Below are 23,424 nucleotides of genomic sequence, written 5' to 3'. Positions count from 1 at the left end.
CCCAAAACGATGAAAAAATTAATAATGCTTTGCACAATCCCTCTGTCTCTTATCTCATGTGTTGTTTACCAAAAAGGCGAAGATGGTAAACCGGGTACACCTGGAAAAAATGCAGTTTCGGAAACCTCATCAAAGACCGATGAAGTAAAAAAAACAGTATACAACCAAAAGCTGGCCGATTCTTTAGGTGCAGATCAGTATGGTATGAAAGCTTATACTATTGTTATGCTTACAACAGGAGCAACAAAAATTGAAGATAAAACCAAAATGAATTCTCTGATGAAAGGTCACTTAGACAATATCGGAAAATTGGCTGATGAAGGAAAGATCATTGTAGCAGGACCATTTTTGGAAAAAAATAAAGAAAACTACCGGGGAATGTTCATTTTCAATACCAAATCTAAAGAAGAAGCCGAACAATGGGTAAAAACCGACCCTGCAGTTCAGTCCGGAGTTTTTAGTTTTGAGATCTTTCCCTGGTACGGATCTGCCGCACTTCCTTTATATTTAAAACATTATAAAGAGATTTCTAAAGAAAACCATTAATATACAACCGAACCCTAGCTATACCATTCAAAAATAACTTGTCACTAAATAAAAAAGCAAAACCCAAATAATAGTTTAATAAAAACAGAGAAAATATAAATAATTGATTAACAAATATAAATTACACCATTTATTTGTTCAAAACATAAATTATTCCTATTTTCGGTAAAACAAAAAACTTTTATTCATATGAAAAAATTACTATTTTTGAGTTTCACTGCGCTCTCAATTATGGGAAGCGCTCAGATTTTAGTCACGGAAAGCTTTGAAAACGGAACCTATCCAGGATTTACTATTACTGGGGGCTACACGGGAACACCAACTACATATATTGTTGGTAATTGCGATGGTGCCATATCTATAGGTGCTGAATCATATGGTTCAAGTACCGCTAACAGAACTATCAATTTAATTTATACAAAGCCAGCGAGTATTACGGCTAATGGAAAAAAAATTGACATTTCCTTTTCCTATTCTACACAGGCATATGATGCTACAAGTTTAATAGGTGGTAATATTAATGTGGAATATTCAACTGACGGCGGTTCTACCTATACAGCGGTAAGTACTCCTATTACATTAACAAGTACTGCCCAAACTTGCGCATCCTATACAGGTACTATTCCGGAAAGTGCTAATATAAACGGAAATTTCATGCTTCGAATTCAAACGGTAGGAACAACAGGCACTACGTATGATTTTTACAGTTTCATAGATAATGTAAAAATTAAACAGGAAGTTACCGCCATCCCGGCATGTACTACTATAAGCGCTCCTGTCAATGGTGCTACCGGTTCTTCCGTACGTCCACAAATCACCTGGGCAGCCACAGCAGGTGCGGAAGCATACAAAATAAAAGTGGGCACTACTTCTGGAGGATCCAATGTGTACACAGGTACTACCAACAATACATTCTATACTCCAACGGCATCAAGTGCTTTTCCACAAAACACAACTCTTTATGCAACAATTACTCCAACAAATGCATTAGGAGATGCTACAGGATGTCAGGTAATTTCATTTACTACAGGAGCTAATCCTTATACCCCTTACTGTGGACCACTTCTTGCGAAATTGGGAACATATCCAATATCCAATGTTGTTTTCAGTGATATGACCAACTCATCCAGTGCAGTAATCACGACAGCACCAACAGACGGCCAGGAAATTTTCACTAATAAAGTTGCAAACGTTGTAAGAGGAACAGCTTATCCTATCACATTAACAGGAACATCTGTAGGAACAACCAACAGATTTGGATTTACTGTATTTATCGACTGGAATCAGAATGGAAGTTTTGCCGATGCAGGTGAATCTTTCTTTGTAACTTCAGATTTTGCCGGAGGTACAGGTACGCCATTAACAGTTAATAAGAGTATAACAGTACCTGCTACTGCAGCATTAGGAAATACAAGAATGAGAATTAAATATCATTTCAACAGTTCAACAACATCTGTGAGAGCAGAATTGTCAGATCCTTGTGCTGATCTAAACCAAGGTCAGGCTGAAGATTACACGATTAATGTTCAAAGTACATTAGGCACATCCGATGTAGAACTGAATAAGAAAGCGAATATCTCGATTTATCCTAATCCATTCAAAGATATCCTTACTATTTCCGATATTAAAGGAGTGAAATCTATCGAAGTAAGTGATGTTTCAGGAAGACAGCTAAAAACACTGAAAGCGAGCAATGAGCTTAACCTTTCTGATCTGAACTCAGGTCTTTACTTAATCAATCTTCATATGGAAGATGGTAGTGTAAAATCACTAAAAGCAGTTAAGAAATAATATATTTTACATACATTTGATCTTTGATAATAAAGCGGTAGTTACTTGACTACCGCTTTTCTTATATATTTAAGGTCGAAAATAGCTCAAACCACATCATGAAAACCCTACCTCAATTATTAATTATTATTTTATTCACCATCATCAGTTGTCATAACCAAGGGAATAAATTCAATATTGAAACAATTACAAAAGATAAAGATATTAACGAAGAACTGGATCAGTTAAAAAACCTACCTACTCCAGGACTCTTATATGCTGACAAAAATTATGAAGTATGGAAAAGCTGCTCCGGAGAATGGGGAGGAACAGTCTATTTTAAAAGTAAGGAATCAGGAAAAATTTACTACTCACAGGCAGACTGTCCCATTTGTGTAAATAAAATCGACAACAAATATTATATTTCCACCTCTATGACACATGAATTAGGAGCATCAGGTATTTTGGAAATAGATGATCCAAGTAAAATGGAGGTAACCTATAAAATACCCATTTATCATCCTGGAGTTATTACTAGAGAATATGAAGCACACACATTAAAAGGGACAAAAAAAATAGTTGACTCCACTGGAATTTCAATAATGTCGAGTTTCGTTTATGATAAAAAGCTGTACTCTTTTGTACATAATTATAAGACGGGACAAAACATGATTTCTGAGGTAAAAAATCATAAATTTCATACGATACAGGAAATCGATAACGATTTGTTCTCTAACGACCCTATCATTATACAGGAATCAGAAGACCATCAGAAAATCTTCCTACAGCATCCAAAACCGATAATTCTTGAAGTCATTGGTAAGACAATCAAAGTCAATCTATTTAAAGAGAAAAGATAAACCACATAAACTACTATACAACGTTCTATATACCAAATATTTACACATACAATTTCAATAAAAAATATCCGTAGAAAGAATTATTTTAATTATCTTAGTATAAACAAACTTATACAATTCATTATAAGTAAGTTACAACACCCATAATTAAAATTAATACTATGAAAAAAAACATTGAAAAACTTTCAAGAACAGACTTGAAGAATGTATTCGGAGGAACCCTTTATCCGGCAGAATGTCCCGGAGGATGCCATGGTGAAGGCATGATCAGATGTCCAGACGGCACCACCACTATGACTAATTTTATATGCATGGGGGGAAGCTGCCAACCGGCAGCAATGTGCAAACCATTGGTTCTTGAGCCTTTTCCAGATCCGATTATAATCACTCCATAATCTGATGAATAACATAAAGTGAGCTTTCCTGCTCACTTTTTTAGTACCTTTAAATAAAGAAAAACGATCATGAAAACCATTGAAGATGTTTTGAAAAAGCTGGATGAAATTATCCTTTGGTGTAAGGAAAATAAAAGCCCAGCCGGCTATTTTGCCTGTACTTACAGAATCATGACTGCACAGGTACTGAAAGGAATTCAGCAAAAGAAATTTGAAGATAACCCAAGAATGACTGTGCTTGATATTGCTTTTGCCCAGAGATATCTTCAGGCTTGGGAAAACTATAACAAGGGGATAAAATGTACCAATTCGTGGTATATCGCCTTCGAAGCAGCGAAAAACAAAAACTTACTGATCCTTCAACATATATTTCTTGGTATGAATGCCCATATCAATCTGGATCTTGGAGTTTCTGCCGCCTCTATCATGCCCTACCGGAAAATAAACCCATTAAAAAAAGATTTTGAAAATATTAATAATGTCATCGCCTCTATCAATCAAAGCGTACAGAATTCTCTGAATAAAATCTGCTATCCTGTAGATCTGATCGATCAGCTCTCGAACGGCAATGATAATGCTGTATTGGATTTTGCGATTTCCAAAGCAAGAGACACTTCCTGGACAACGGCCGTAATTACTTCCAATACTCCGATTTTCTTGAGAGACTCCGTCATTGGTATTGTAGATTATGCCGCCGCAAAAGTAGCAAGTCAAATCGTAAATCCTAAAATTCTTACCCCTACCCTTTTAAAGGAACTTAAAAAATGTGAAAGCAGTGATGTGGTGAAAAACATCGAAATTCTAGAAGCTACCAAAAATACGTAATACAAAAGGCCGGGATCTTCCTCACGGATCCCGGCCTCATAATGAACAAAATAAAAGAAACTATAAGGTCTCCTTATGCTTTTTACGGTAGGCATAATGGAAAACAATTGGTAATATTGTAAAAGACAACAACATACAGATGATTAATCCTCCCACAATCATAATGGCTAATGGTTTTTGAATTTCCGACCCCATTCCGTTGGACATTGCCGCAGGAAGAAGCCCCATAGATCCCATCAGGGCAATCATTACAACCGGACGAATTCTGCTTCGCACTCCCTCAGCAATAGATTCTTTAAGAGACAGTCTGTTTTGCAGATTTTCTTTCATGACCCCTATTAGAACAATACCGTCAATAGTTGCCACTCCAAAGAGGATGATAAAACCGATCCCCGCAGAAATCCCGAAAATGGTTCCTGTAAACCAAAGGGATAAAAACCCTCCAATAAATGCAAATGCTAATGTTATAGAAGAGATCAAAGTATCTTTTACATTTCCAAAGTTGAAATACAGCAACATCAGAATAAGAACCAGGGAAATAGGCACTACCATAGCCAATTGTTTCGCTGCTCTTTCTTTACTTTCAAATTCTCCTGCCCATGTCATTTTATGGCTTTTTGGAAGTTTTACTTCTTTATCTACTTTTGCTTTTGCTTCTTTGATGGTACTTCCCAGATCTCTTCCTTCAATATTGAAACCTACTCCAATATATCGGCTATTACCTTCACGATAAATAAACGATGGACCTGTATGATAATCAATGGTTGCAATTTCTTTCAATGGTACTTTTTTGTTGTCCTGAGTCGGGATCAGAATATTGCCCATTTTTTCAGGAGTGTCCCTGTATTGCTTTTCAAATCTAAGCATGACATCAAACATTCTTTCTTCTTCATAAAACTTGGTCGCTGCCTGGCCTCCGATGGTCATTTCAATCACTGCCTGAGCATCTGCCATAGAAACACCATATTTTGCCATTTTGGAATCATGGAGCTGAATTCTGAGTTCCGGAAGTCCGATATTTTTAAAGACATTCACATCTGAAATTCCGGGTACCGCTCTTATCGAATTGGCCACCTGATTGGCATAATTTTCAAGTTCAAACAGATTATTTCCAAAAATCTTAATCACCAAAGGTGCTTTTACTCCTGCCACATATTCTTCCACATTATCCTGTATTGGCTGGCTAAACCCGAAGTTGATCCCCGGATATTTTTCAAGAGAGACTCTCATCTCTTCAAGAAGCTCTTCTTTGGATATTTTTTTCTTCCATTCATTTTCCGGTTTCAGCTGAATATTAAATTCGATATTAAAGAAACCTGTAGGGTCTGTTCCATCATTGGGACGGCCTGTTTGAGTCATGACAAATTTTACTTCATCATATTTCATTAAGATCTCCTTCATTTCTTTGGTAAGCCGAACGGATTCATCCAGATTGACACTGTTAGGAAGGGTGGCACGTACATAGATGGCACCTTCGTTCAGTTTAGGTAGAAATTCTGATCCATAATTGGAAAATCTCCATCCACAGATTGCCAGCAATGCTACAAAGCCAATGATGAATCCTTTTTTATGGCGGTCACTGAATTCATAAATTCTATATATATTGACTCTAAAAAATCTCGAAATAAAGTTTTCTTTTTCCTCAATATTTTTGGTCAGCAACAGTTTACACATCGCCGGCACATAAGTAAGACTCAAAATCAATGAACCTAGTAATGCATATCCCAATGTAAATGCCAGAGGAGAAAACATTTTACCTTCTACCTTCTGGAAAGAGAAGATCGGCATCAGGGCAACAATAAGAATCAGTAAGGCAAAGAAAATATAACTCGCTACACTTCCTGCGCTTTTCTTAATGATTCCCAGTTTTGATATTTTATTAAATCTCCGCAGTCCTATTTTTTTCGCTTTAAGCTCGAGGGCAACAAATACGTGTTCTACAATAACGAGGGTTCCCTCCAGGAGCAGACCGAAGTCCAGAGCTCCCATAGAGATCAGGTTGGCCGGCAATCCCTGAATCTTTAGCATAATAATAGCAAAAAGGAAAGCCAAAGGAATAACTGATGCCACAATAAATGTAGTTCTCCAGTTATAAAGGAAAATAAATACAATGATCGAAACCAGTATAACTCCTTCAATCAGGTTTTTAGAAACGGTGTGAACGGTTGTATTCACCAGTTCTGTACGGTCAATAATCGGTACAATCTGAACATCTCCCGGAAGTTCGCCACCATTCAGCTCTTCAATTCTGTCTTTCAGTCTTGCAATTACTTCACTTGGGTTTTCACCACGAAGCATGATCACAATTCCTTCTACGACATCATTTTCTTTGTTGTATCCGACCTGTCCAAGTCTGGGCTTAGCAGAAACTTTCACTTCAGCAACGTGCTTCACCAAAATCGGGGTGGAACCTTTTACTTCAATCTGAATGTTTTCAATATCTTCTTTTTTCTCTAAAAGACCGATCCCCCTCACCACATAAGCCTGATCACCTTTTGCAACAACATCACCTCCTACATTAATATTACTCTTCGAAACCGCTTCATACACATCCAGGGGGGAAAGGTCGTAATTGTGTAATTCTGTAGGGTTAATTTTTATTTCATATGTTTTTTCTTCACCTCCAAAGCTCACTACGTCTGCTACTCCGGGAACGGCAAGCAACTCTCTTTCTACCACCCAATCCTGAATGGAGGTCACTTCCTTGATTGGTAATTTACTTTTAATGATATATCGGTAAATTTCTCCTGTAGCACCAGACGGAGGTTCTATACTGTAATCTGCTCCAGTGGGGAGACTTACATTTCCTAATTTATTGGCCGCATATTGCTGGGCATAAAAATCATTCACATGATCATCAAAAATCACTGTAACCACCGAAAGTCCAAATAAGGAGATTGATCTCACCGACGTTTTGTTCGGAATTGAATTCATCTCTTTAGAGATCGGTAATGTGACAAATTTTTCTATTTCTTCGGCACTTCTCCCCGGCCACTGGGTAATTACCCTTACTCTTGTATTGGTAACATCCGGAAATGCTTCAATGGGAGTGTGAATATAAGAGTAGATTCCTCCGGCCAACAAAAGAAAAGTTCCCAAAAGAACAATCAATGAGTTTTTTAGAGAGAAGGAAACTATATTCTGAACAAACTTTCGCATTACTTCTTGGCGTTATTTAATTGATTTTTCAGATTCTCGTAGATCAGTAATCCGTTGGATGCAATAACATTTTCACCTGCTTTCAGATTCCCTTCTACATAAATATGCTGACTGTTGGATGCAATTTCAGTTACCGGTCTTATTTCAAGCTCACAGTCTTTTTTGTACACCACAACGTAGCTTTGGTTATTATCAAAAATCATCGCTTTGGCAGGAATGGCAAGAGCGGTTTTATTTTGTGAATTAATAGGCAGTACAACATCGGCAGACATTCCGGGTCTTAGCTTCATTCCATTATTATCCATAATAATTTTAGCTTTCAAGACTCTTTCATTTTCATTGAAGACCTGTGAAATATTGTTAATCTTTCCTGAAAAACTTTCATCGGGATAAGCCAACGTTTTCACAACAACAGGCTGATCTACATAAACGTTTCTCATATTGGTAGCATATACATTAGCCATCACCCATACTTTATCCAGATTGGAAATGGTAAAAAGCTGATCACCACCGGCAGTAACCGGCATTCCTTTGGAAACGTTCTTAGAGATCACATAGCCATCTGCGGGAGCTTTAATCTGAATAGTACTTCCTCCTGCTGAATACAGCTGCATGTTTTTATGGGTTTTGGAAATATTGGACTGCAAAATGGTCACTTCTGAACGGGCTTCTTGAAGATCTTTCTGAGAGGCAATATCATCTTTATACATGGCCTCTACGGAAGCTAATTTTCTTTTCGCCACTGCCAATTGAGCCTGCAATGTCTGTGTATCATCCTGCATTTCGTTGACTGCAGTACTTTTTACGGTAGCCAGCACCTGTCCTTTTTTTACATAGTCTCCCAAAGAGAAATAGGTATCGGTGACCACTCCATCCACAAGACTTACGAAAGGAACCGTTTTATCCGAATTACTTTCCACCTCTCCGGTAAGAGTGATGCTTTCTTCAATGGGAAGCATTTCCGCTTTTACGAGTTTAATATCTTTTTTAAGCTCTTTGCTGATGCAGTAGCCCTTTTCCGTTGGGTTATTCTGCTCTTTCTCTTTACAACCGGTAAGAGCCATCAAAGCAGAGAAATAAATTACAGCAATGTATCTGGTAGTATTTTTGTTCATATCTTATAAATCTTGTCCTACAACATACTGCAGGTTTTCATAGTATTGATTGAGTTCTTTCTTAGTATCGAGGATGATCATTTTATTTCCGATGTAAGTATCCAGGAAGTCCATATATTCCAGCATACTGAGGTTTCTCAGTCTGAAGTTCTTCTCATGGCTAATCAGTAAATTATCCAGCGTAGATTCATAATTTTCATCTATATCTTCTGAAACCTTCTGGGTTCTTATATAGTTTCTAAAGACAGAGACAATTTCATTTTCCGACTTCAGCATATTTTTACGGGTTTCGTTTTTGCTTTTCTCTATTTCGAGTTTTGCATCCTGAATATTTCCTTTATTACGGTCAAAAATGGGAAGGTCAAGCGAAACGCCCAGTCCAACAAAATCTTTCATAATATTTCCACCGCGATCGTATCCTATGGAAAAGGCAAGATCCGGAGTTTTCATAGCGTTCTGAATTTCGAGATTTTTGGCGGCGTGCTTTTCATTATTCTTGGCAATGAGGATATCCGGGCGGTTTTCTTTAGCTTTTTCCAACCATTGAGCCAGTTCTACCTCTGAAAGTTGCTTCTCCGGCATTACAAAAGGGTCAGAAATAACAAGGTATGCGTTCGAAGGAATCATCAGCAACCCTTTTAACTCTGCCTGTTGGTCTTCAATTTCCTGTTTTAGTGAAACGAGTTTTTTCTTGAATTCAATCTCCTGAGCTTTCAGTCGAACATATTCTGCCTTACTGATATTCCCAAGGTTTAATTGGTTTTGGTAAGATTTCGTCAATTTCTCAATAGATGCAATCTGTCCCTGGTAAATCTTCTGCTGTTCCTGGTTGTATAGAATTTCAGTCATTGTGTTTCTTAAGGTCTTTTTGAGCTCTCGCAACACTTCCTGTAATTCATACTTTTCTCCTTCTACTTCAATCTTCTGGAGTTCAATATTCTTTCTTCTTTTTCCCGCAGTCTGAATAACCTGTTCAATTTCGGCAGAGATCTGTGTATTCTTTCCCCAGTTCCCAATAAGGGCGGGTTGCTCTTCAATATCATAGGTACGCCAAAGATTGACTTCACTGATGCTGAGTTTAGGATTGGGCCAATATTTTGCCTGAACCGCTCTTGCCTCTGCTTGAGAAATCTCAATTTTTTGGGCAATAATATCCAGGTTCTTAGCCAGAAAAACTGCTTCAGCCTCCTGTCTACTGATTTTCAACGTATCGGAAATCTGTGCAGAAAAGAAGCTAAAGCAATGGATATAAAAAAGGGTAAAAAAAATCTTTTTCAAGGTCTATTATTTAAGACCACAAAGCTATTTCCCTAATATTAGAGGCAATTTCGAATGAAATTAGAATTCAATTAGTCCAACATTAGAGTTTGATTAGAACTTTTTAGAATGTTCAAACCGTTCATATTTTCGCAAAGGATGAAAAGACAAAAGACTAAGAATGAAGTGGAAACACAAGAGTAACGGTCGTTCCCTTGTTCACAACAGAATCAATAGTCATGACAATATTGTGGTGATCAAAAATACTTTTAGATAATGACAGACCTATTCCGCTACCTTTGATATTATCCACATTTTTTCCCCTGTAAAAGGTTTCTGAAATTTTAACAAGATCGTCCGCAGGTATTCCTCTCCCTTCGTCTTTTACTTCAATCTGTAATTGATTGGTATTTTCTGACAACGTAAGAATGGTTGGTACATTGTAAGAATATTTAATAGCGTTTTCTACAATATTATACAGTGCGAGATATAAAAGGGTTTCATTTCCAGGAAATTCAAGAAGAGAAGGTTTCGTAACCTGAAGCTGTATTTTGATCGTGGAATGTTTTTCTTTTGCCTTCGGTTCCAGTTTTTCATAGATTTTCCAGATCAGCTCATCTACTCTCATTAATTTGTGAGAAGATTCAAGCTTGGTCATTCCGGACATCAGAAGAAGGTTGTTGAGAATATTTTCAATCTCGTATACGTTTTCCAATGATTCTTTGGCGACTTCCTTATACTCTTCAGGAGTTCTGTCTTTTTGAGCAAATACTTCAAGATTCCCGGAAATGGCAGCCAAAGGTGTTTTAAATTCATGAGAAACATAATTGATAAAATTCTGCTGTAACAAGACATTTTCAGAAATTCTGCTTAAAAGTTTGTTATAGGATTTGATCAGATCTTCTATCTCATCATTGGTATTGGTGGAAGTAATCGCAGTGGAAATATTATTATAATCCACTTTATTGATTCTCTCCACAACATTGGAAATAGGTTTATAAACAATTTTTGAAAGATAACGGCTTAAGAAGAAAATCGCCAACAGACCAATAATCAGTACCGAAAGCATAATAATGGAAAGCCTCAGAATCTGCGACTGAAAAGAATCGTTAGGAGATTTTACGAAAACAACAAAATCACCCTGATTATCCGGATAAAAAATCCCGTAGTAGAATTGATTACCCGCCATAAACTGGATTCCTTTATTATTTCTGACGGCCTGCAAATGGGAAGCCTTAATATTTTCATCATGCAGATTGTGCCCGAACGTCACCTGATTATTCTGATTATAAACGGCCACCCTGTTATTTTGAATAAGGTGATTGTATTCTTTTTTTATTTGAGCGTGCCTGTCTTTGGGAAGTTCATCTTTTTCGAGATAATAAATAGCAGAAATAAGAGCGGTATTCCTTAGCTTCTCAAAGTAAAAAATCTTTGTACTGTCATAATACGCAAAGAAGATCACCGCTGATGTGACGATGGATACAATACCAAATGAAAGGCTGGAGATAAGGGTAAACCTGTTTCTGAGAGTCATTATCAGTCTTTAATTAAATATCCTGTTCCTTTTACGGTGTGAATAAACTTATGTTCGGTTTCATCAATTTTATTACGGACATAGGAAATATAGACATCCACAACATTGGTAGAGTTATCGAAATCTATTCCCCAAACTTTATGTAAGATCTGCGTTCTGCTCAATACTTTATTTTTATTCTCCATCAGGAAAGTAAAAAGTTTGTATTCTGTAGGAGAAAACTCAATTTCTTTATTGTTCTGGGTCACTTTGTGAAGATCTGTATCAATAACGATATTAGCACAGGACAGGAACTGATCATCTTTTTGATAACTCAGTTTATTGCGTCTCGTTAACGCTTTTATTCTTGAGATCAGTTCTTCAAAATGAAATGGTTTCGACAGATAATCATCTGCTCCCAGATCCAGCATTTTTATTTTATCATCCGGACTGTTCAAAGCGCTTAAGACTAGAATCGGAGTATAATTTCCTTTAAATCGTATGATTTGAGTAAGCTGCATGCCATCCAGCCCCGGAAGCATAATATCCATTAAAATAATATCAAAATCGTAGGTATGAAGAAGTTCCCGTGCCTTTTCACCAGAATCGGCAAGGGTCATATTGTAACCGGCTTCGGAAAGCCCTTTTATGAGAAAATTGCTGATTCTTTGATCATCTTCTACCAACAAAATATTCATATGCTTCTGAAATTTCCCATAAATATAGGTATTCTAATTCACAAAGATTGCTGAAGAATGAAAAGTGAATTCAAACCGTTACATCATACAAACAATAATTCTCTTGCTTTTACTGATTTTTATAGCTTCATATTTTTATAAAATTGACAAGATTATCTTTTTGATGGTTGCTGAGAAATTAATTGTTCCATAAAAACTTCCCGCTTTTTTCATAATTTTGGAAGATGGAGATGATATATTTACTTACAGGATGTATTGCCGGCGGATTATTGGGCGCGGTTATTTTATATTTTGCTTTAAAATCGTCAATGGTTTCAAGAAATTTATATGACGAGCTGAACACCTTTTTTATCAAAAACAAATCTGACCTGGAAAATTCAAACCTGAAAATACAGGAACTTACTCAAAATCTTACCAAGGAAAAAGAGGCGAATCTTCTTCAGCAGGATTTGTTTGATGATCTTAAAAACGAGTTTTCCAAAATCTCTGCTGAATATTCTTCTATGAACCTCCAATTTCAGGAGTTAAAGCAAAACAATCAAAGACAATCCTCACAGATTGATAATTACATTATTGAAAAACAGGGACTTTTTGCTAAAAATTCCGAGCTTTCTGCAAAAAATGACAGTTTACAGAAATCTCTGGATACTCAAAAAGAGGAGATCATCAAAATACAGGAGGAATCTAAACTTCAGTTTGAAAACCTGGCTAACAAGATTCTGGAAGAGAAAACAGAAAAGTTTACTACTCTCAATCAAAATAACTTAAAAAATATTCTGGAGCCTTTTCAGGAGAAGATAGCCGATCTCAAGAACAAAGTAAACGAAGCTTATGAAAAAGAAAATAAAGAACGTTTCTCTTTAGCTGAAAAAGTAAAAGAACTTGCGGAACTGAACCAACAGATCTCCGATGATGCCAAAAAACTGACCCGAGCTTTAAAAGGAGAAAGCAAAACCCAAGGTAACTGGGGTGAAATGATTCTTGAAAGTATCCTTGAAAAATCCGGACTCGTAAAAGGAAGAGAATATTTTCTGGAACATGAACTTCGCGATGAGGATAACAATGCTTTGTTCTCAGAATTTTCCGGTAAAAAAATGCGTCCGGATGCTGTTATAAAATATCCTGATGAAAGAAATGTGATCATTGACTCCAAAGTATCTCTTACTGCTTTTACCGATTTGGTAGATGAAACGGATCCTGATGTATATGCTATAAAACTAAGCCAACACCTGGGATCTATCAAAAACCACATTTCACAGCTAAGTCAGAAGGCTTATGATGATTATGATAAATCGATGGATTTTGTTATGATGTTTATTCCAAGTGAACCAGCCTATATCGCAGCGATGCAGGCAGACCCTAATCTTTGGAACTTCGCTTATGAAAAAAGAATCCTCTTGCTGAATCCAAGTAATCTCATTACTTCCCTGAAACTGATTGCCGATCTTTGGAAGCGAGAATACCAGAACCGAAATTCAATGGAAATCGCTGACAGAGGGGCAAAGCTGTATGATAAGTTTGTGGGTTTTGTAGAAAATCTCGAAAAAGTAGGACGTAATCTTGACCAGGCGAAGAATGTATACAACGATGCCTTCAAGCAACTTCACACCGGAAATGACAATCTTGTGATACAGACTCAAAAACTAAAGTCTTTGGGAATTAAGAATAAAAAAGATTTGCCGCAGAGCCTTATCGACAGTTCTCAAAATACACTGGAAACTTTCAATGAATAAAAAAAATGATTCAGGCCCGGTCTCGGGCCTGAATCATTTTTTAAAATAGTTAATTCGTCTTTTTATTTTTTAATAAACTTAACTGATCTTCCATTTTCAAGTTTCATAACATACACTCCTGAAACTAAATAATGAACATCAATTTTTCCATTTTCAGAAATATTCCCTTCATTCACCTGGTTGCCTACAGCTGTATAAATGATATATTTCTGTGTCTTCTCCACTCCAGAAACCTGGATAAAATCGGTAGCGGGGTTAGGATATACAGACAATTCTTTTTGCTTACCTTTTGTCTCCTGTGTTCCCAGTGTTCCTGATGAAAAAGTAACCGGCGTACTGAAATTCTGTACGGCTTGTCCGCTAGGCTGAGCAGTTTTCCAACTTAACGTATAAGCTCCAGCATTAGAAGGATTTTTAATTAAACCCGATATCACCACCTGAATTTTCGCCCCTGCCGGTATCGATACTCCGGTAGAAGCTCCATCTATGGATAATTGTACACCGCCAACCCAGCTTCCGCCAAGTTTAAATGATGTAGAGCAAGGGTAAGATACTCCATTCACTTTAAAAGTAACATAAGGATCCAGGTTGTTGGAACCTGGCACTGCAACCACCGCAGGAAATCCTGAAGGTACTGAAAAATAAAACACATTGGTTGTCGTCGTTCCTGTACCAATAGCCCCTGAAATGGTGTAATCAAATGTGTAAACTGCCGAGTGCCCCACTCCCAAATCACTCACCGTTACAGTTTGTGCGTTAGAAAGTGAAAATCCAAATAGCAGATTCATCATAGCAGCATAGAAAAGTTTCTTCATAAATTCTTTTTTTAAAACGTTCATTTTATAGTAAAGGCTATTAGTTTCTGTAATTTTATTTTCATCATTCATCTTTTATTCAAATAAGAACCTAGTCTTATGATCTCATCAGTGTGTTGTTTAGAATCGAAAGAAAGCAAGAGTGCATTTCGCCTAAAAGCCCTCTGTCATTATGTTTGTGCAAAATTAAATTATAAATAAATCAGTATATTCTGTCCTAAAATCATATTAAAAAAATGATTTAAAGTGATGTATTATACTGTATTCTAATTCCTTAAATCAGTCATTTTATGAAAATGATTAACAATCGTTTTCCTGAGAGAATCCAAACGGCTTTTTGTAAAAATTTAATCTGATTATTTTACTTTGTATAAAAAAATTTACAGACTATATTTGCCGCTTCTAAATAATGAATAAAAGCTGAAGGCCTGCTGCGATGAGAATTACTCAATATTACAACAACAGAATACATACGTTAAAAAAACAGCTTATTGAGACCTATTTATTCATTTTACTTATTTTCCATATTATATCTATTTATATTTATCTGTTCTGGCTGAAGAATACTTTTCCTATCTATTATTTCGCCTCTGCACTGGTATTTTATATTTATTCCTACATACTGATAAGGAGGAATTTTAATATTTCGAGAATTGTCATTGCTTATCTTCACTTCAGTTCTCTACATATTTCCCTTATCATCCTCAATTTTATTGATGATTCCATCGTAGGATTCATGTGGCTGATTCCAATGCCGGTATGTGCTTATGTTTTTCTGAAAAGAAAAATGGTGGTTTATTTCATGTTTTATACCATCTTCCTCATGCTGTTTATTATGGTATATGCCAAATATTTTGATCATCATTTCTACAAATACGACAGAAAATATCTTCGACCGACCAATGCTGCAACTGTGATTGCCAATTTTTCTCTTATCTGCCTGTTTATCTTCTACAAACTGAAAATAAATCATTTAGAAACCAAGGCTTTTGAATATAGTATCAAAAGAAAGATGAAAGAAAAGCACAATTTGAAACCTATTGTTATCGGAAATCATGAATACCCTGCAGAGCTTTCTGGTAGAAACAAAAACGAATTGATGATAGATCATCATAAGCTTGAAAATCTATTTATGGAACTGGATCGGTATATTATGTATAATAACTATTTCACGAATCCTTCTATAAAAATCTCCGGTTTATGCTCTGATCTGAATACCAATATCAACTATTTATCCAGAGCGATAGATCATAAAGGCTATAAAAACTTCAATCAGTACATCAATTCATTGCGAATCAATTACGTAAAAAATCTTATAGAAAAATCAGATTTGACGAAGGTGACCTTAATGTATATTTATACCGAAGCTGGTTTTACAAGCCAGGCCACATTCAACAGAGTATTCAAACAGTTTGAAGGAACAACGCCCAGCGATTATATTACGAGCCTGATCCCTTCTCATCAATAACGAACGTTCATAAAAACTTTATTATGAAGGGAAGTCTGTTCAATCGGTAATTTTATCTAATTTTACAGAAATTGGTGACAATATATTCAACTATATTCAGATGGCACTTTTCCCTTTTCTGTCTTATTCTTATCCAAAATCGGAATCCTTTAGAGAAATTCTTATTTCGTCTTTAGGTGCCGGTATTACTGTTTATTTATTTTTAGTTATTTTTCAGCCTTTTGGGACGGAAAATTTTCATCATCCTTATAAATATTCTTTACTTTTTCCTTATTGTATTATTTTCACTTTTCTTTTTTTTGTTGTCAGTCTTTTTACTTCTCGTTTCCTCTATTGGAATATTGGCACAGAACTTTTAAAAATAATTACCGTTCTGTTTCTAGGGTCTGTATTATCTTATTTCTACAACTCTCTATTTGTCAGCCATGTTGAATTCAGTCTTGGCAATTATTTTTATATGCTTCTCTATTCGCTTGCCCTGGGAATTCCTGTTTCTGTTATCTATATTCTTTCACGTTATATTTATTTAAAAAATTTACATGAAATTACCGCGAGAAAGATTTCTCAGCAACTTTCCCCCGAAATTAATGCACCATCAGTAAGACTGCTGAAAATAAACAATAACACAACAGAACTGATCATTGACGAAAGCGACTTTTTATGTGCGGTGTCTATGGAAAATTACTGTAGTCTTTATTTTCTAAACAACGGTACAATACAAAAGCAACTTATGAGAATAAGTTTATCCAGTATCTTAAAACAGATTGAAACAGATTCAGTTAAAAAGTGTCACCGTTCTTATATTATAAACCTCAGAAAAGTAAAGAATCTGATGGGAAATGCCCAGGGATATAAATTAATTCTTCCAGAAATTGACTTTATGATTCCTGTTTCAAGAAGTTTTATACCTGATATCATTCCTCAATTGCAACAGAAAAAACATTAAAGCTTGCCATTCGTCACTATTTTTTGTCATTGATCACTTTACGTAAAATTCATTGATTTAAAGCTCCATATTTGCATAAAAATATTTGATATGCACAAAAACGCACGCTTTTTTACCATTTTTATTGTGGGATTTATTATCTACTATCTTTTCGATCTTTTCTGCTTCAAAAGCATACAAGCCTTCTCCAGAGAATTATTACACAGTAAAGCTTTAGCACATGTTATAGCATATTCAGTCACAATGATTCCGTTGATCATCACTTTAAAAATATTATTTCCAAAGAAGAAACTTGCCGATCTTTTTTCATTAGATCAGCCTATTACTAAAGGACTTTTAATATCTTTTATTGGAACACTTCCTATGCTTATTGGATATTCCATATTTTCAAATCTCACGGAAAAACTTGATTTTGAATCATTATTCATCAATACTATATCTGCTGCTTTCTTTGAAGAGCTTATCTTCAGGGCATTTTTGATTGGAATATTGCTGCGATATACAAAATTGGGGTTCATATCTTCACTAGTTTTCGCCTCATTGTTATTTGCGCAGGCTCATCTTTACCAAAGCCATGATATAAACGAAGCCTTCGAAATATTTACAATTACCTTTTTAGGATCCGTATTATTCGCCTGGGTGTACACAGAGTGGAACTTTACGATATGGGTTTCCATATTCTTACATTTTTTTATGAACCTTTATTGGAATATTTTCAATATAGCAGATAATGCAGCAGGAAATACCCTTGGGAATATATTTAGATTTTCGTCGATCATTCTTATCATTTTAATGACTATCTATTATAAAAAAAGAAAAAATATCCCCTTTCAGGTCACCTGGAAAAGTCTTTTTATAAAATCCGGAGAAGTACAATCATAAATTTTGCATAATTTTGTGGCATGTTGATAGAAAGTTTTCAAAACGATAAGATAAAAAATGTCACTAAGCTTCTTACTGACAACAGATTCCGTAAAAAATCTAAGGTTTTCGTAGTAGAAGGACAACAAGAAAATGAAAGGGCTCTGCATTACGATTTCATACCGGTAGAATACTTTATCTGTGAAAATATCTTTAAAGGAAATATTCCTGATGGAAGAATTCATTATGTGAGTGAGAAAGTATATGAAAAAATTGCTTACAGAGGAAGTTCAGAAGGCATTATCGGAATATATGAAGCCAAAGAAACTCTACTTTCTTCATTTACTCCTAAAGACAATTCTACAGTTATCATTGTAGAAGGTGTTGAAAAACCTGGAAATCTTGGTGCTATTTTAAGAAGTTGTGAAGCATTCGGGATAGATGCTCTTATCGTTGCCGATGGAAAAACGGATTTTTACAATCCCAATGTAATCCGATCCAGTGTAGGCTGTCTTTTCGGAATGGAAGTTTATCAGGCTGAAAATGAAGAGACATTTAAATTTCTTCAGGATAACCATTTCAATATCTACACAACATTGATGGACGAGACAGCCGAAGATCTTTACAAAAGAGATTTTACACAGCGCTCGGCAGTATTATTTGGGACAGAACATTCAGGATTGAGTGATTTTTGGTTTGGAAAGGGGAAAAACACCCTTATTCCTATGGCCGGAAGTATAGATTCTTTAAACTTAAGCAATGCTGTAGCCATTACCTGCTATGAATCTTTAAAACAAAAGAAAGGATAAGCTCTTTTCATCAGTATAAAAAATCCCCGAAGTAATATATGTACTTCGGGGATTTTATTTTAAAAGGACTTTCTTAAAGATAAGACCTAAAAAAACCGTTTCACTGGGTGAAACGGTTCCTTTATTTTTAAGCTTAAGCTAAAATTATTTCTTAGCAGCGTCTTTAGCAGCATCAGCAGCTCCTTTAGCAGCATCAGCAGCTCCTTTAGCAGCATCAGCAGCTCCTTTAGCAGCATCTTTAGCAACTTCAGCACCAGCAGCAGTTGTAGCAGCAGCAGCATCTTTAGTAGCACCTACAGCAGCAGTTGCAGCAGAATCAACAACTTTAGCAGCAGAATCTGTAACTACAGCAGCAGAATCAGCTACAGTAGCAGCAGCAGAATCAGTTGTACCTTCAGTAGCTGTAGCTTCAGTTTTTTTACAAGCAACTAGAGAGATTGCAGCGATAGCAGCTACGAATAATGACTTTTTCATAATAAATTAAATTTAATTTTGTTAATATTGTTTTATAAAATTTTATTCTGTTCTGTTATTTGAACAAGACAAAGGTAGAGCAGTTAGAAAATTTGTTTATGAAAAATAATTGTAATACCTTTGTAAAATAGTTTTACAAAAAAACATAGCTGATAATCAATAATTTAATTATTTTTTGAAAAATTGACAGATTTAGATCTATTACACTTTGAGCAGTTAAAAAAGGATGTTCAGGGTCAATACTTAAAAGAATATACCCCATCACAGGATGATATTTCCAAGTGGAAGGGTATAGACATCATCTATTTTCAGGAGGACCTTCGAAAAAAAGCGAAAGGGAACATCAGTGAAAAGTCTTTTTATACCTATTTCAAAACTTCACCCGTCACCAAATTACCAAGAATTGACATGCTCAATTTATTGAGTATTTATGCGGGATACGACTCTTGGTATGAATTCAAAAAGCAGCATCTTTTTGCCGGAGAATTACTTCAGGAAATTGAAAATATTGATGAGGAAGAAATCAACGAACTGGAAAAAACAGTGGCTTCAGCTCCTGAGCTTCCAAAAACAGAGATTCAACCACAAAAAACAGACTTAAAAACCCAGGAAAACACTGATTTACAAAAATCAAACACTGAAAATCAAACATTTACACAAAAAAACAAACCTTCTAATGAAGTTGAAATTTCAACGGCTGTTCCAAAGAAAAATTTCTTTAAAAAGAACGCCTGGGCACTTGTTACTTCCGTTTTGATTGCGATAACAGGATTATTAGGTTTTAAAGATGTACTTTTTTCAAAAACTTATAAATATTGTTTTATAGATAAAGACAGAGGAGTTTCTGTAATTAATACATTAGAAATAATGGTTGTTAAAGAAAACGAATCTCCTTTGATGTATAAAATAAAGCCTGGAGAGTGTTTTTATTATTCCACTAAGGATAAAATTTTAAAAATGAGGATCAGCGCTCCTTTCTACGAACCATTGGAAGTAAACAGAAACCTTGAAAATGCTCCTGAAGAAGAAAAAATAGAACTGAAACCAGATGATTATAAAATGGCTGCCTATTATTTCTCCATTAAAGACATCAAAGGCGGAAACAATGAGGAGCAGATTGCTTTGATCAAACAGAAAAGGAATCAGCTTGAAAACCTGATCAGTAATAATGCCATCATTTACCAGGTTTATGACAACAATACTTATGGTATCGAAAGACTGGACAAACAGAAATACATCACACTCGTAACAACTCCTACTACTTCATTGAAGAATCTGAGCGTAATAGAAATGAAAAAGGATGTTAAAGGTAAAATCGTCTCTATCAAATTTAAAATTGCCTCCACAGATGAAAAGAATAAATAATTTTTTAATTTTCACGGTTATTCTGGCATTATTTGTTGCCTGTACTAATAAAAAAACAGAAGCCAGCGATATTGAAAAGCTACGTAATAATAATAACACCAAAAGTTATCCTGCTGTACAAATGGACAGCATGCAGGCTATCAACTCTATCACCAAACAGAAAGTACAAGAACTTCTGGACCTCTCAACCCTTTATATAACCGGCAACAGAAACACAGAGGTTGATTCTTTTATATATTCACAAATGGAAAGCTATTTCCACAAACCAGATTCGATGACCTTCAAAAAAATGTTCAGAGAATTGGATAGTTTGAAAGTAAAGACCGCTAAAGTAAACGAACTTAATGTATATAAGGAATTCTATAAGAAAGACACCCTGGATTTCGCCAAATTCAATGTAGAATACTTTGACGACAAGAATAAATCGCTGGGAAGTTTTGAAAAGAATGCACAATACATCCTACTATCAACATCGAAACTGAAAAGAGAATTTAAATTTTACTTTTTAGATTTTTATTCCAAGCCGCTTAAAAAAGACAGTACTTCTACGGGAGTAACCAAATAGTCTAGTGGAATGTCATTTTCCCAGACATCATCAACACATTCATCGGGGTCAAAGTAATTGACTCCGATTTTTTTTGTTTCCGGAGAAACCTCTTGAAAAAGACTGTCATAGAAACCTTTTCCATACCCTACTCTATTCCCCTTCTTATCACAATAGAGCAAAGGAGTGATCACATAATGAAAGGCTTTTTCACCCGAATCTTCATTAGAAACCGGTTCTGAAATCCCCCAGCTGTTTGTTTCATATTCAGTATTTTCAAAAATCTCGATATTGATTAACCGATCTTCAACAATCTTAGGGATAAAGACCCTGATTTTTTCCGCTAAAAAATAGTGTATGAAGATTTGAGTATCAATTTCCTTAAACTTCTGAATAGGGATAAAAATATGTACTTTATCGCCTTCCTGCGGTTGAAAATAAGAAAGAAAATTATTGAAAATCTTTTCAGATAACAAGAAAGCCTCATCTACGGATAAGGCTTTTCTTTTTTGAGTATATTTTTTTCTAAGTTCAGCTTTTAACATCAGAAATATGTTTGGGCAACTTATATAATTTTATAGATTTTATCGGATAAACGAACTCTGAACGGAAGTTCAAAGGTAATCTGATCACCAGGTTTTGCCGTTTCGCAAGGACCTCCGTTGGCATAGATCTCAGTAATGGTCACTTCCTGTTCTCCGGTAGTAGGTCCTGAAATCAGAACTCTGTCTCCTATAGAAAGTTCATTATTCTCAATTAAAAACTGTGCAATTTTTGATTTTGAGAAATAATGTTCTGCTTTCCCCAACAATGTCTTTTTAACTGCAATTTTCTGACGAATATTTTTGTTTTCAGCCTTCGCTAAGGTTTTCGTTGATAAATCTCCGGAGTTTTTAAATTTCAGAGCTTCAGATTTTCCTTTTCTGAAAACTTTATTTCCAACCTGTAATCCTTTTCTAAGTTTTACCTGCTCTTCCCAAGGCAAATGAATAGTATCCAGACATTCTGTAGAACAGCAGTTTTCCATAGCGGCTTTACATTCATCACATTGAATGAACAGTAAATGACAGGCATCGTTCGCACAGTTAGTATGATTATCACAAGGTTTTCCACACTGGTGACATTGTGAGATGATATCATCCGTAATTCTTTCTCCTAATCTATGGTCAAACACGAAGTTTTTACCAATAAATTTGCTCTCAATACCTTCTTCTTTGATCTGACGGGTATATTCAATGATTCCACCTTCCAGCTGATACACATTTTTAAAGCCCTGATGTTTGAAATAAGCACTCGCCTTTTCACAACGAATTCCTCCGGTACAATACATCAAAAGATTTTTATCCTCTTTGAAATCCTGTAGCTGATCGTTGATAATCGGTAAACTTTCTCTGAAGTTTTCCACATCCGGAGTAATCGCTCCTTCAAAATGCCCCACTTCACTTTCGTAATGATTTCTGAAATCTACGACAATCGTGTTTGGATCATCAAGCATATTGTTGAACTCCTGAGCTCCTAAGTGGATTCCTTTGTTCGTAACATCAAATGTTTCGTCATTCAGTCCGTCTGCTACTATTTTATTTCTAACCTTAATGGTCAGTTTTAAAAAGGAGTAATTGTCTTGGTCTACCGCTACATTTAAGCGGATTCCTTTCATAAAGTCATATGCTTCAAGCGTATTACGAAAAGCCTCAAACTGATCTGCAGGAACGCTCATCTGGGCATTAATACCTTCATGAGCAACATAAATACGGCCAAGCGCATCAAGGGCATTCCAGGCTATAAATAAATCGTCGCGAAATTTTTTGGGATCTTCAATTTTGGCATACGCATAGAAAGACAATGTAAGACGGTCCTTACCAGCTTCATCAATAAGTTGAGCTCTTTCTTCTGCGCTTAAGGTGTTATACAGTTGCATGCTATAAACGTTTTAAGTGAGAAAAATTTTTTGCAAAGATAAGAATTTTTCAATTAAGTATATTTATAGGCAGAATGGGAACAAAAGCTTAGAAGTATAGTCCATCTCTTTAATTCAAAAAAAATAAGTAAGCATAAAGACAAATTATTCACCAATGAAATGACAAAAACATAAGAGTGGCATTGAATTTTCTATATTATAATCTTATATTTCAAATACAGAAAGTGACAAATTTGCTTTAAGTTTTTTTTAAGTTTTGTTAATTACGTTATTAACAATTATGACATAATACATAAATTGACACAATAGCAGTTAAATTTTAGTTAAAATTGAAACATAGCATACTAATT

General features: G+C 35.4%; 21 protein-coding genes. 12 read left to right on the top strand and 9 right to left on the bottom strand.

All coding sequences use genetic code 11. The features are described 5' to 3' along the window. Positions 1-9 precede the first annotated feature (9 nt). From ACL9RH_RS17010 to ACL9RH_RS16990, 5 genes are all read left to right on the top strand, one after another. On the top strand, positions 10-546 hold the full coding sequence (locus tag ACL9RH_RS17010) for a YciI family protein (RefSeq protein ID WP_422694554.1): 537 nt from the start codon (positions 10-12) through the stop codon (positions 544-546). Positions 547-735: 189 nt separating this feature from the next. Then, positions 736-2,337 carry a GEVED domain-containing protein gene (locus ACL9RH_RS17005; RefSeq protein ID WP_422694553.1) on the top strand — a complete coding sequence of 534 codons (1,602 nt, stop codon included), beginning with the start codon at positions 736-738 and terminating at the stop codon, positions 2,335-2,337. 98 nt (positions 2,338-2,435) lie between these two features. After that, complete coding sequence (locus ACL9RH_RS17000; protein WP_422694552.1) at positions 2,436-3,176, top strand: hypothetical protein; 741 nt, start codon at positions 2,436-2,438, stop codon at positions 3,174-3,176. A gap of 161 nt (positions 3,177-3,337) precedes the next feature. Then, positions 3,338-3,571: a hypothetical protein gene (locus tag ACL9RH_RS16995; RefSeq protein ID WP_422694551.1), complete on the top strand. Its 234-nt coding sequence runs from the start codon at positions 3,338-3,340 to the stop codon at positions 3,569-3,571. A gap of 69 nt (positions 3,572-3,640) precedes the next feature. Next, on the top strand, positions 3,641-4,396 hold the full coding sequence (locus tag ACL9RH_RS16990; RefSeq protein WP_422694550.1) for a DUF5995 family protein: 756 nt from the start codon (positions 3,641-3,643) through the stop codon (positions 4,394-4,396). A gap of 60 nt (positions 4,397-4,456) precedes the next feature. Here ACL9RH_RS16990 and ACL9RH_RS16985 read toward each other — a convergent pair whose 3' ends face one another. The 5 genes from ACL9RH_RS16985 to ACL9RH_RS16965 form a co-directional block, all read right to left on the bottom strand. Further along, entirely contained in the window at positions 4,457-7,555 is a 3,099-nt protein-coding gene (locus ACL9RH_RS16985; protein ID WP_422694549.1) for an efflux RND transporter permease subunit, read from the bottom strand. Beyond that, positions 7,555-8,670 carry an efflux RND transporter periplasmic adaptor subunit gene (locus ACL9RH_RS16980; RefSeq protein ID WP_422694548.1) on the bottom strand — a complete coding sequence of 372 codons (1,116 nt, stop codon included), beginning with the start codon at positions 8,668-8,670 and terminating at the stop codon, positions 7,555-7,557. Before ACL9RH_RS16980 ends, ACL9RH_RS16985 begins: the two co-directional genes overlap by 1 nt. A gap of 3 nt (positions 8,671-8,673) precedes the next feature. After that, complete coding sequence (locus ACL9RH_RS16975; protein WP_422694547.1) at positions 8,674-9,948, bottom strand: TolC family protein; 1,275 nt, start codon at positions 9,946-9,948, stop codon at positions 8,674-8,676. A gap of 154 nt (positions 9,949-10,102) precedes the next feature. Then, a complete protein-coding gene (locus tag ACL9RH_RS16970) occupies positions 10,103-11,464 on the bottom strand; it encodes an ATP-binding protein (protein ID WP_422694546.1) in 1,362 nt (453 codons plus the stop codon). A gap of 2 nt (positions 11,465-11,466) precedes the next feature. Continuing rightward, the gene (locus tag ACL9RH_RS16965) at positions 11,467-12,141 is read right to left on the bottom strand and encodes a response regulator transcription factor (RefSeq protein WP_422694545.1); all 675 of its coding nucleotides are present in this window, start codon (positions 12,139-12,141) and stop codon (positions 11,467-11,469) included. Positions 12,142-12,365: 224 nt separating this feature from the next. Here ACL9RH_RS16965 and rmuC point away from each other — a divergent pair, with 224 nt between their 5' ends. Continuing rightward, a complete protein-coding gene (gene rmuC, locus ACL9RH_RS16960; RefSeq protein WP_422694544.1) occupies positions 12,366-13,874 on the top strand; it encodes a DNA recombination protein RmuC in 1,509 nt (502 codons plus the stop codon). Between the two features lie 62 nt (positions 13,875-13,936). Here rmuC and ACL9RH_RS16955 read toward each other — a convergent pair whose 3' ends face one another. Next, positions 13,937-14,689: a T9SS type A sorting domain-containing protein gene (locus ACL9RH_RS16955; RefSeq protein ID WP_422694543.1), complete on the bottom strand. Its 753-nt coding sequence runs from the start codon at positions 14,687-14,689 to the stop codon at positions 13,937-13,939. Positions 14,690-15,125: 436 nt separating this feature from the next. Here ACL9RH_RS16955 and ACL9RH_RS16950 point away from each other — a divergent pair, with 436 nt between their 5' ends. From ACL9RH_RS16950 to ACL9RH_RS16935, 4 genes are all read left to right on the top strand, one after another. After that, complete coding sequence (locus ACL9RH_RS16950; protein ID WP_422694542.1) at positions 15,126-16,157, top strand: helix-turn-helix domain-containing protein; 1,032 nt, start codon at positions 15,126-15,128, stop codon at positions 16,155-16,157. 100 nt (positions 16,158-16,257) lie between these two features. Beyond that, complete coding sequence (locus tag ACL9RH_RS16945) at positions 16,258-17,103, top strand: LytTR family transcriptional regulator DNA-binding domain-containing protein (RefSeq protein WP_422694541.1); 846 nt, start codon at positions 16,258-16,260, stop codon at positions 17,101-17,103. A gap of 90 nt (positions 17,104-17,193) precedes the next feature. Further along, positions 17,194-17,985 (top strand): lysostaphin resistance A-like protein, encoded by a 792-nt coding sequence (locus ACL9RH_RS16940; RefSeq protein WP_422694540.1) that lies wholly within the window; start codon positions 17,194-17,196, stop codon positions 17,983-17,985. A 20-nt stretch (positions 17,986-18,005) separates the two neighbouring features. Beyond that, positions 18,006-18,773 (top strand): RNA methyltransferase, encoded by a 768-nt coding sequence (locus ACL9RH_RS16935; RefSeq protein ID WP_422694539.1) that lies wholly within the window; start codon positions 18,006-18,008, stop codon positions 18,771-18,773. Between the two features lie 144 nt (positions 18,774-18,917). Here the strand turns inward: ACL9RH_RS16935 and ACL9RH_RS16930 are convergent, their stop codons facing one another. After that, a complete protein-coding gene (locus tag ACL9RH_RS16930; RefSeq protein ID WP_422694538.1) occupies positions 18,918-19,247 on the bottom strand; it encodes a hypothetical protein in 330 nt (109 codons plus the stop codon). 183 nt (positions 19,248-19,430) lie between these two features. Between ACL9RH_RS16930 and ACL9RH_RS16925 the strand changes: the two genes are divergently transcribed. Then, complete coding sequence (locus tag ACL9RH_RS16925; protein ID WP_422694537.1) at positions 19,431-20,612, top strand: hypothetical protein; 1,182 nt, start codon at positions 19,431-19,433, stop codon at positions 20,610-20,612. After that, positions 20,596-21,177, top strand: coding sequence for a hypothetical protein (locus ACL9RH_RS16920; protein WP_422694536.1), 582 nt, complete (start codon positions 20,596-20,598; stop codon positions 21,175-21,177). Before ACL9RH_RS16925 ends, ACL9RH_RS16920 begins: the two co-directional genes overlap by 17 nt. Here ACL9RH_RS16920 and ACL9RH_RS16915 read toward each other — a convergent pair. Beyond that, a complete protein-coding gene (locus tag ACL9RH_RS16915; RefSeq protein ID WP_422694535.1) occupies positions 21,126-21,701 on the bottom strand; it encodes a 5-formyltetrahydrofolate cyclo-ligase in 576 nt (191 codons plus the stop codon). The genes ACL9RH_RS16920 and ACL9RH_RS16915 overlap by 52 nt on opposite strands. A 20-nt stretch (positions 21,702-21,721) precedes the next feature. Beyond that, complete coding sequence (locus ACL9RH_RS16910; RefSeq protein ID WP_422694534.1) at positions 21,722-23,074, bottom strand: rhodanese-related sulfurtransferase; 1,353 nt, start codon at positions 23,072-23,074, stop codon at positions 21,722-21,724. Positions 23,075-23,424: the final 350 nt, after the last annotated feature.

It is taken from the genome of Chryseobacterium sp. Mn2064 (assembly GCF_049319685.1).
Classification (GTDB): Bacteria; Bacteroidota; Bacteroidia; order Flavobacteriales; family Weeksellaceae; genus Chryseobacterium.
The sequence above is the reverse complement of the archived record's forward strand: the minus strand, read 5'-3'. Positions and strand labels throughout refer to the sequence as shown.

What these genes read in the sequence shown, in the direction of transcription:
- ACL9RH_RS16920 (WP_422694536.1), top strand. Translation starts at nt 20,596, where the DNA reads ATGAAAAGAATAAATAATTTTTTAATTTTCACGGTTATTCTGGCATTA.
- ACL9RH_RS16970 (WP_422694546.1), bottom strand. Translation starts at nt 11,464, where the DNA reads ATGACTCTCAGAAACAGGTTTACCCTTATCTCCAGCCTTTCATTTGGT.
- ACL9RH_RS16995 (WP_422694551.1), top strand. Translation starts at nt 3,338, where the DNA reads ATGAAAAAAAACATTGAAAAACTTTCAAGAACAGACTTGAAGAATGTA.
- ACL9RH_RS17000 (WP_422694552.1), top strand. Translation starts at nt 2,436, where the DNA reads ATGAAAACCCTACCTCAATTATTAATTATTATTTTATTCACCATCATC.
- ACL9RH_RS16990 (WP_422694550.1), top strand. Translation starts at nt 3,641, where the DNA reads ATGAAAACCATTGAAGATGTTTTGAAAAAGCTGGATGAAATTATCCTT.
- ACL9RH_RS16910 (WP_422694534.1), bottom strand. Translation starts at nt 23,074, where the DNA reads ATGCAACTGTATAACACCTTAAGCGCAGAAGAAAGAGCTCAACTTATT.
- ACL9RH_RS16915 (WP_422694535.1), bottom strand. Translation starts at nt 21,701, where the DNA reads ATGTTAAAAGCTGAACTTAGAAAAAAATATACTCAAAAAAGAAAAGCC.
- ACL9RH_RS16930 (WP_422694538.1), bottom strand. Translation starts at nt 19,247, where the DNA reads ATGAAAAAGTCATTATTCGTAGCTGCTATCGCTGCAATCTCTCTAGTT.
- rmuC (WP_422694544.1), top strand. Translation starts at nt 12,366, where the DNA reads ATGGAGATGATATATTTACTTACAGGATGTATTGCCGGCGGATTATTG.
- ACL9RH_RS17005 (WP_422694553.1), top strand. Translation starts at nt 736, where the DNA reads ATGAAAAAATTACTATTTTTGAGTTTCACTGCGCTCTCAATTATGGGA.
- ACL9RH_RS16945 (WP_422694541.1), top strand. Translation starts at nt 16,258, where the DNA reads ATGGCACTTTTCCCTTTTCTGTCTTATTCTTATCCAAAATCGGAATCC.
- ACL9RH_RS16955 (WP_422694543.1), bottom strand. Translation starts at nt 14,689, where the DNA reads ATGAAGAAACTTTTCTATGCTGCTATGATGAATCTGCTATTTGGATTT.
- ACL9RH_RS16950 (WP_422694542.1), top strand. Translation starts at nt 15,126, where the DNA reads ATGAGAATTACTCAATATTACAACAACAGAATACATACGTTAAAAAAA.
- ACL9RH_RS16985 (WP_422694549.1), bottom strand. Translation starts at nt 7,555, where the DNA reads ATGCGAAAGTTTGTTCAGAATATAGTTTCCTTCTCTCTAAAAAACTCA.
- ACL9RH_RS17010 (WP_422694554.1), top strand. Translation starts at nt 10, where the DNA reads ATGAAAAAATTAATAATGCTTTGCACAATCCCTCTGTCTCTTATCTCA.
- ACL9RH_RS16935 (WP_422694539.1), top strand. Translation starts at nt 18,006, where the DNA reads ATGTTGATAGAAAGTTTTCAAAACGATAAGATAAAAAATGTCACTAAG.
- ACL9RH_RS16965 (WP_422694545.1), bottom strand. Translation starts at nt 12,141, where the DNA reads ATGAATATTTTGTTGGTAGAAGATGATCAAAGAATCAGCAATTTTCTC.
- ACL9RH_RS16940 (WP_422694540.1), top strand. Translation starts at nt 17,194, where the DNA reads ATGCACAAAAACGCACGCTTTTTTACCATTTTTATTGTGGGATTTATT.
- ACL9RH_RS16980 (WP_422694548.1), bottom strand. Translation starts at nt 8,670, where the DNA reads ATGAACAAAAATACTACCAGATACATTGCTGTAATTTATTTCTCTGCT.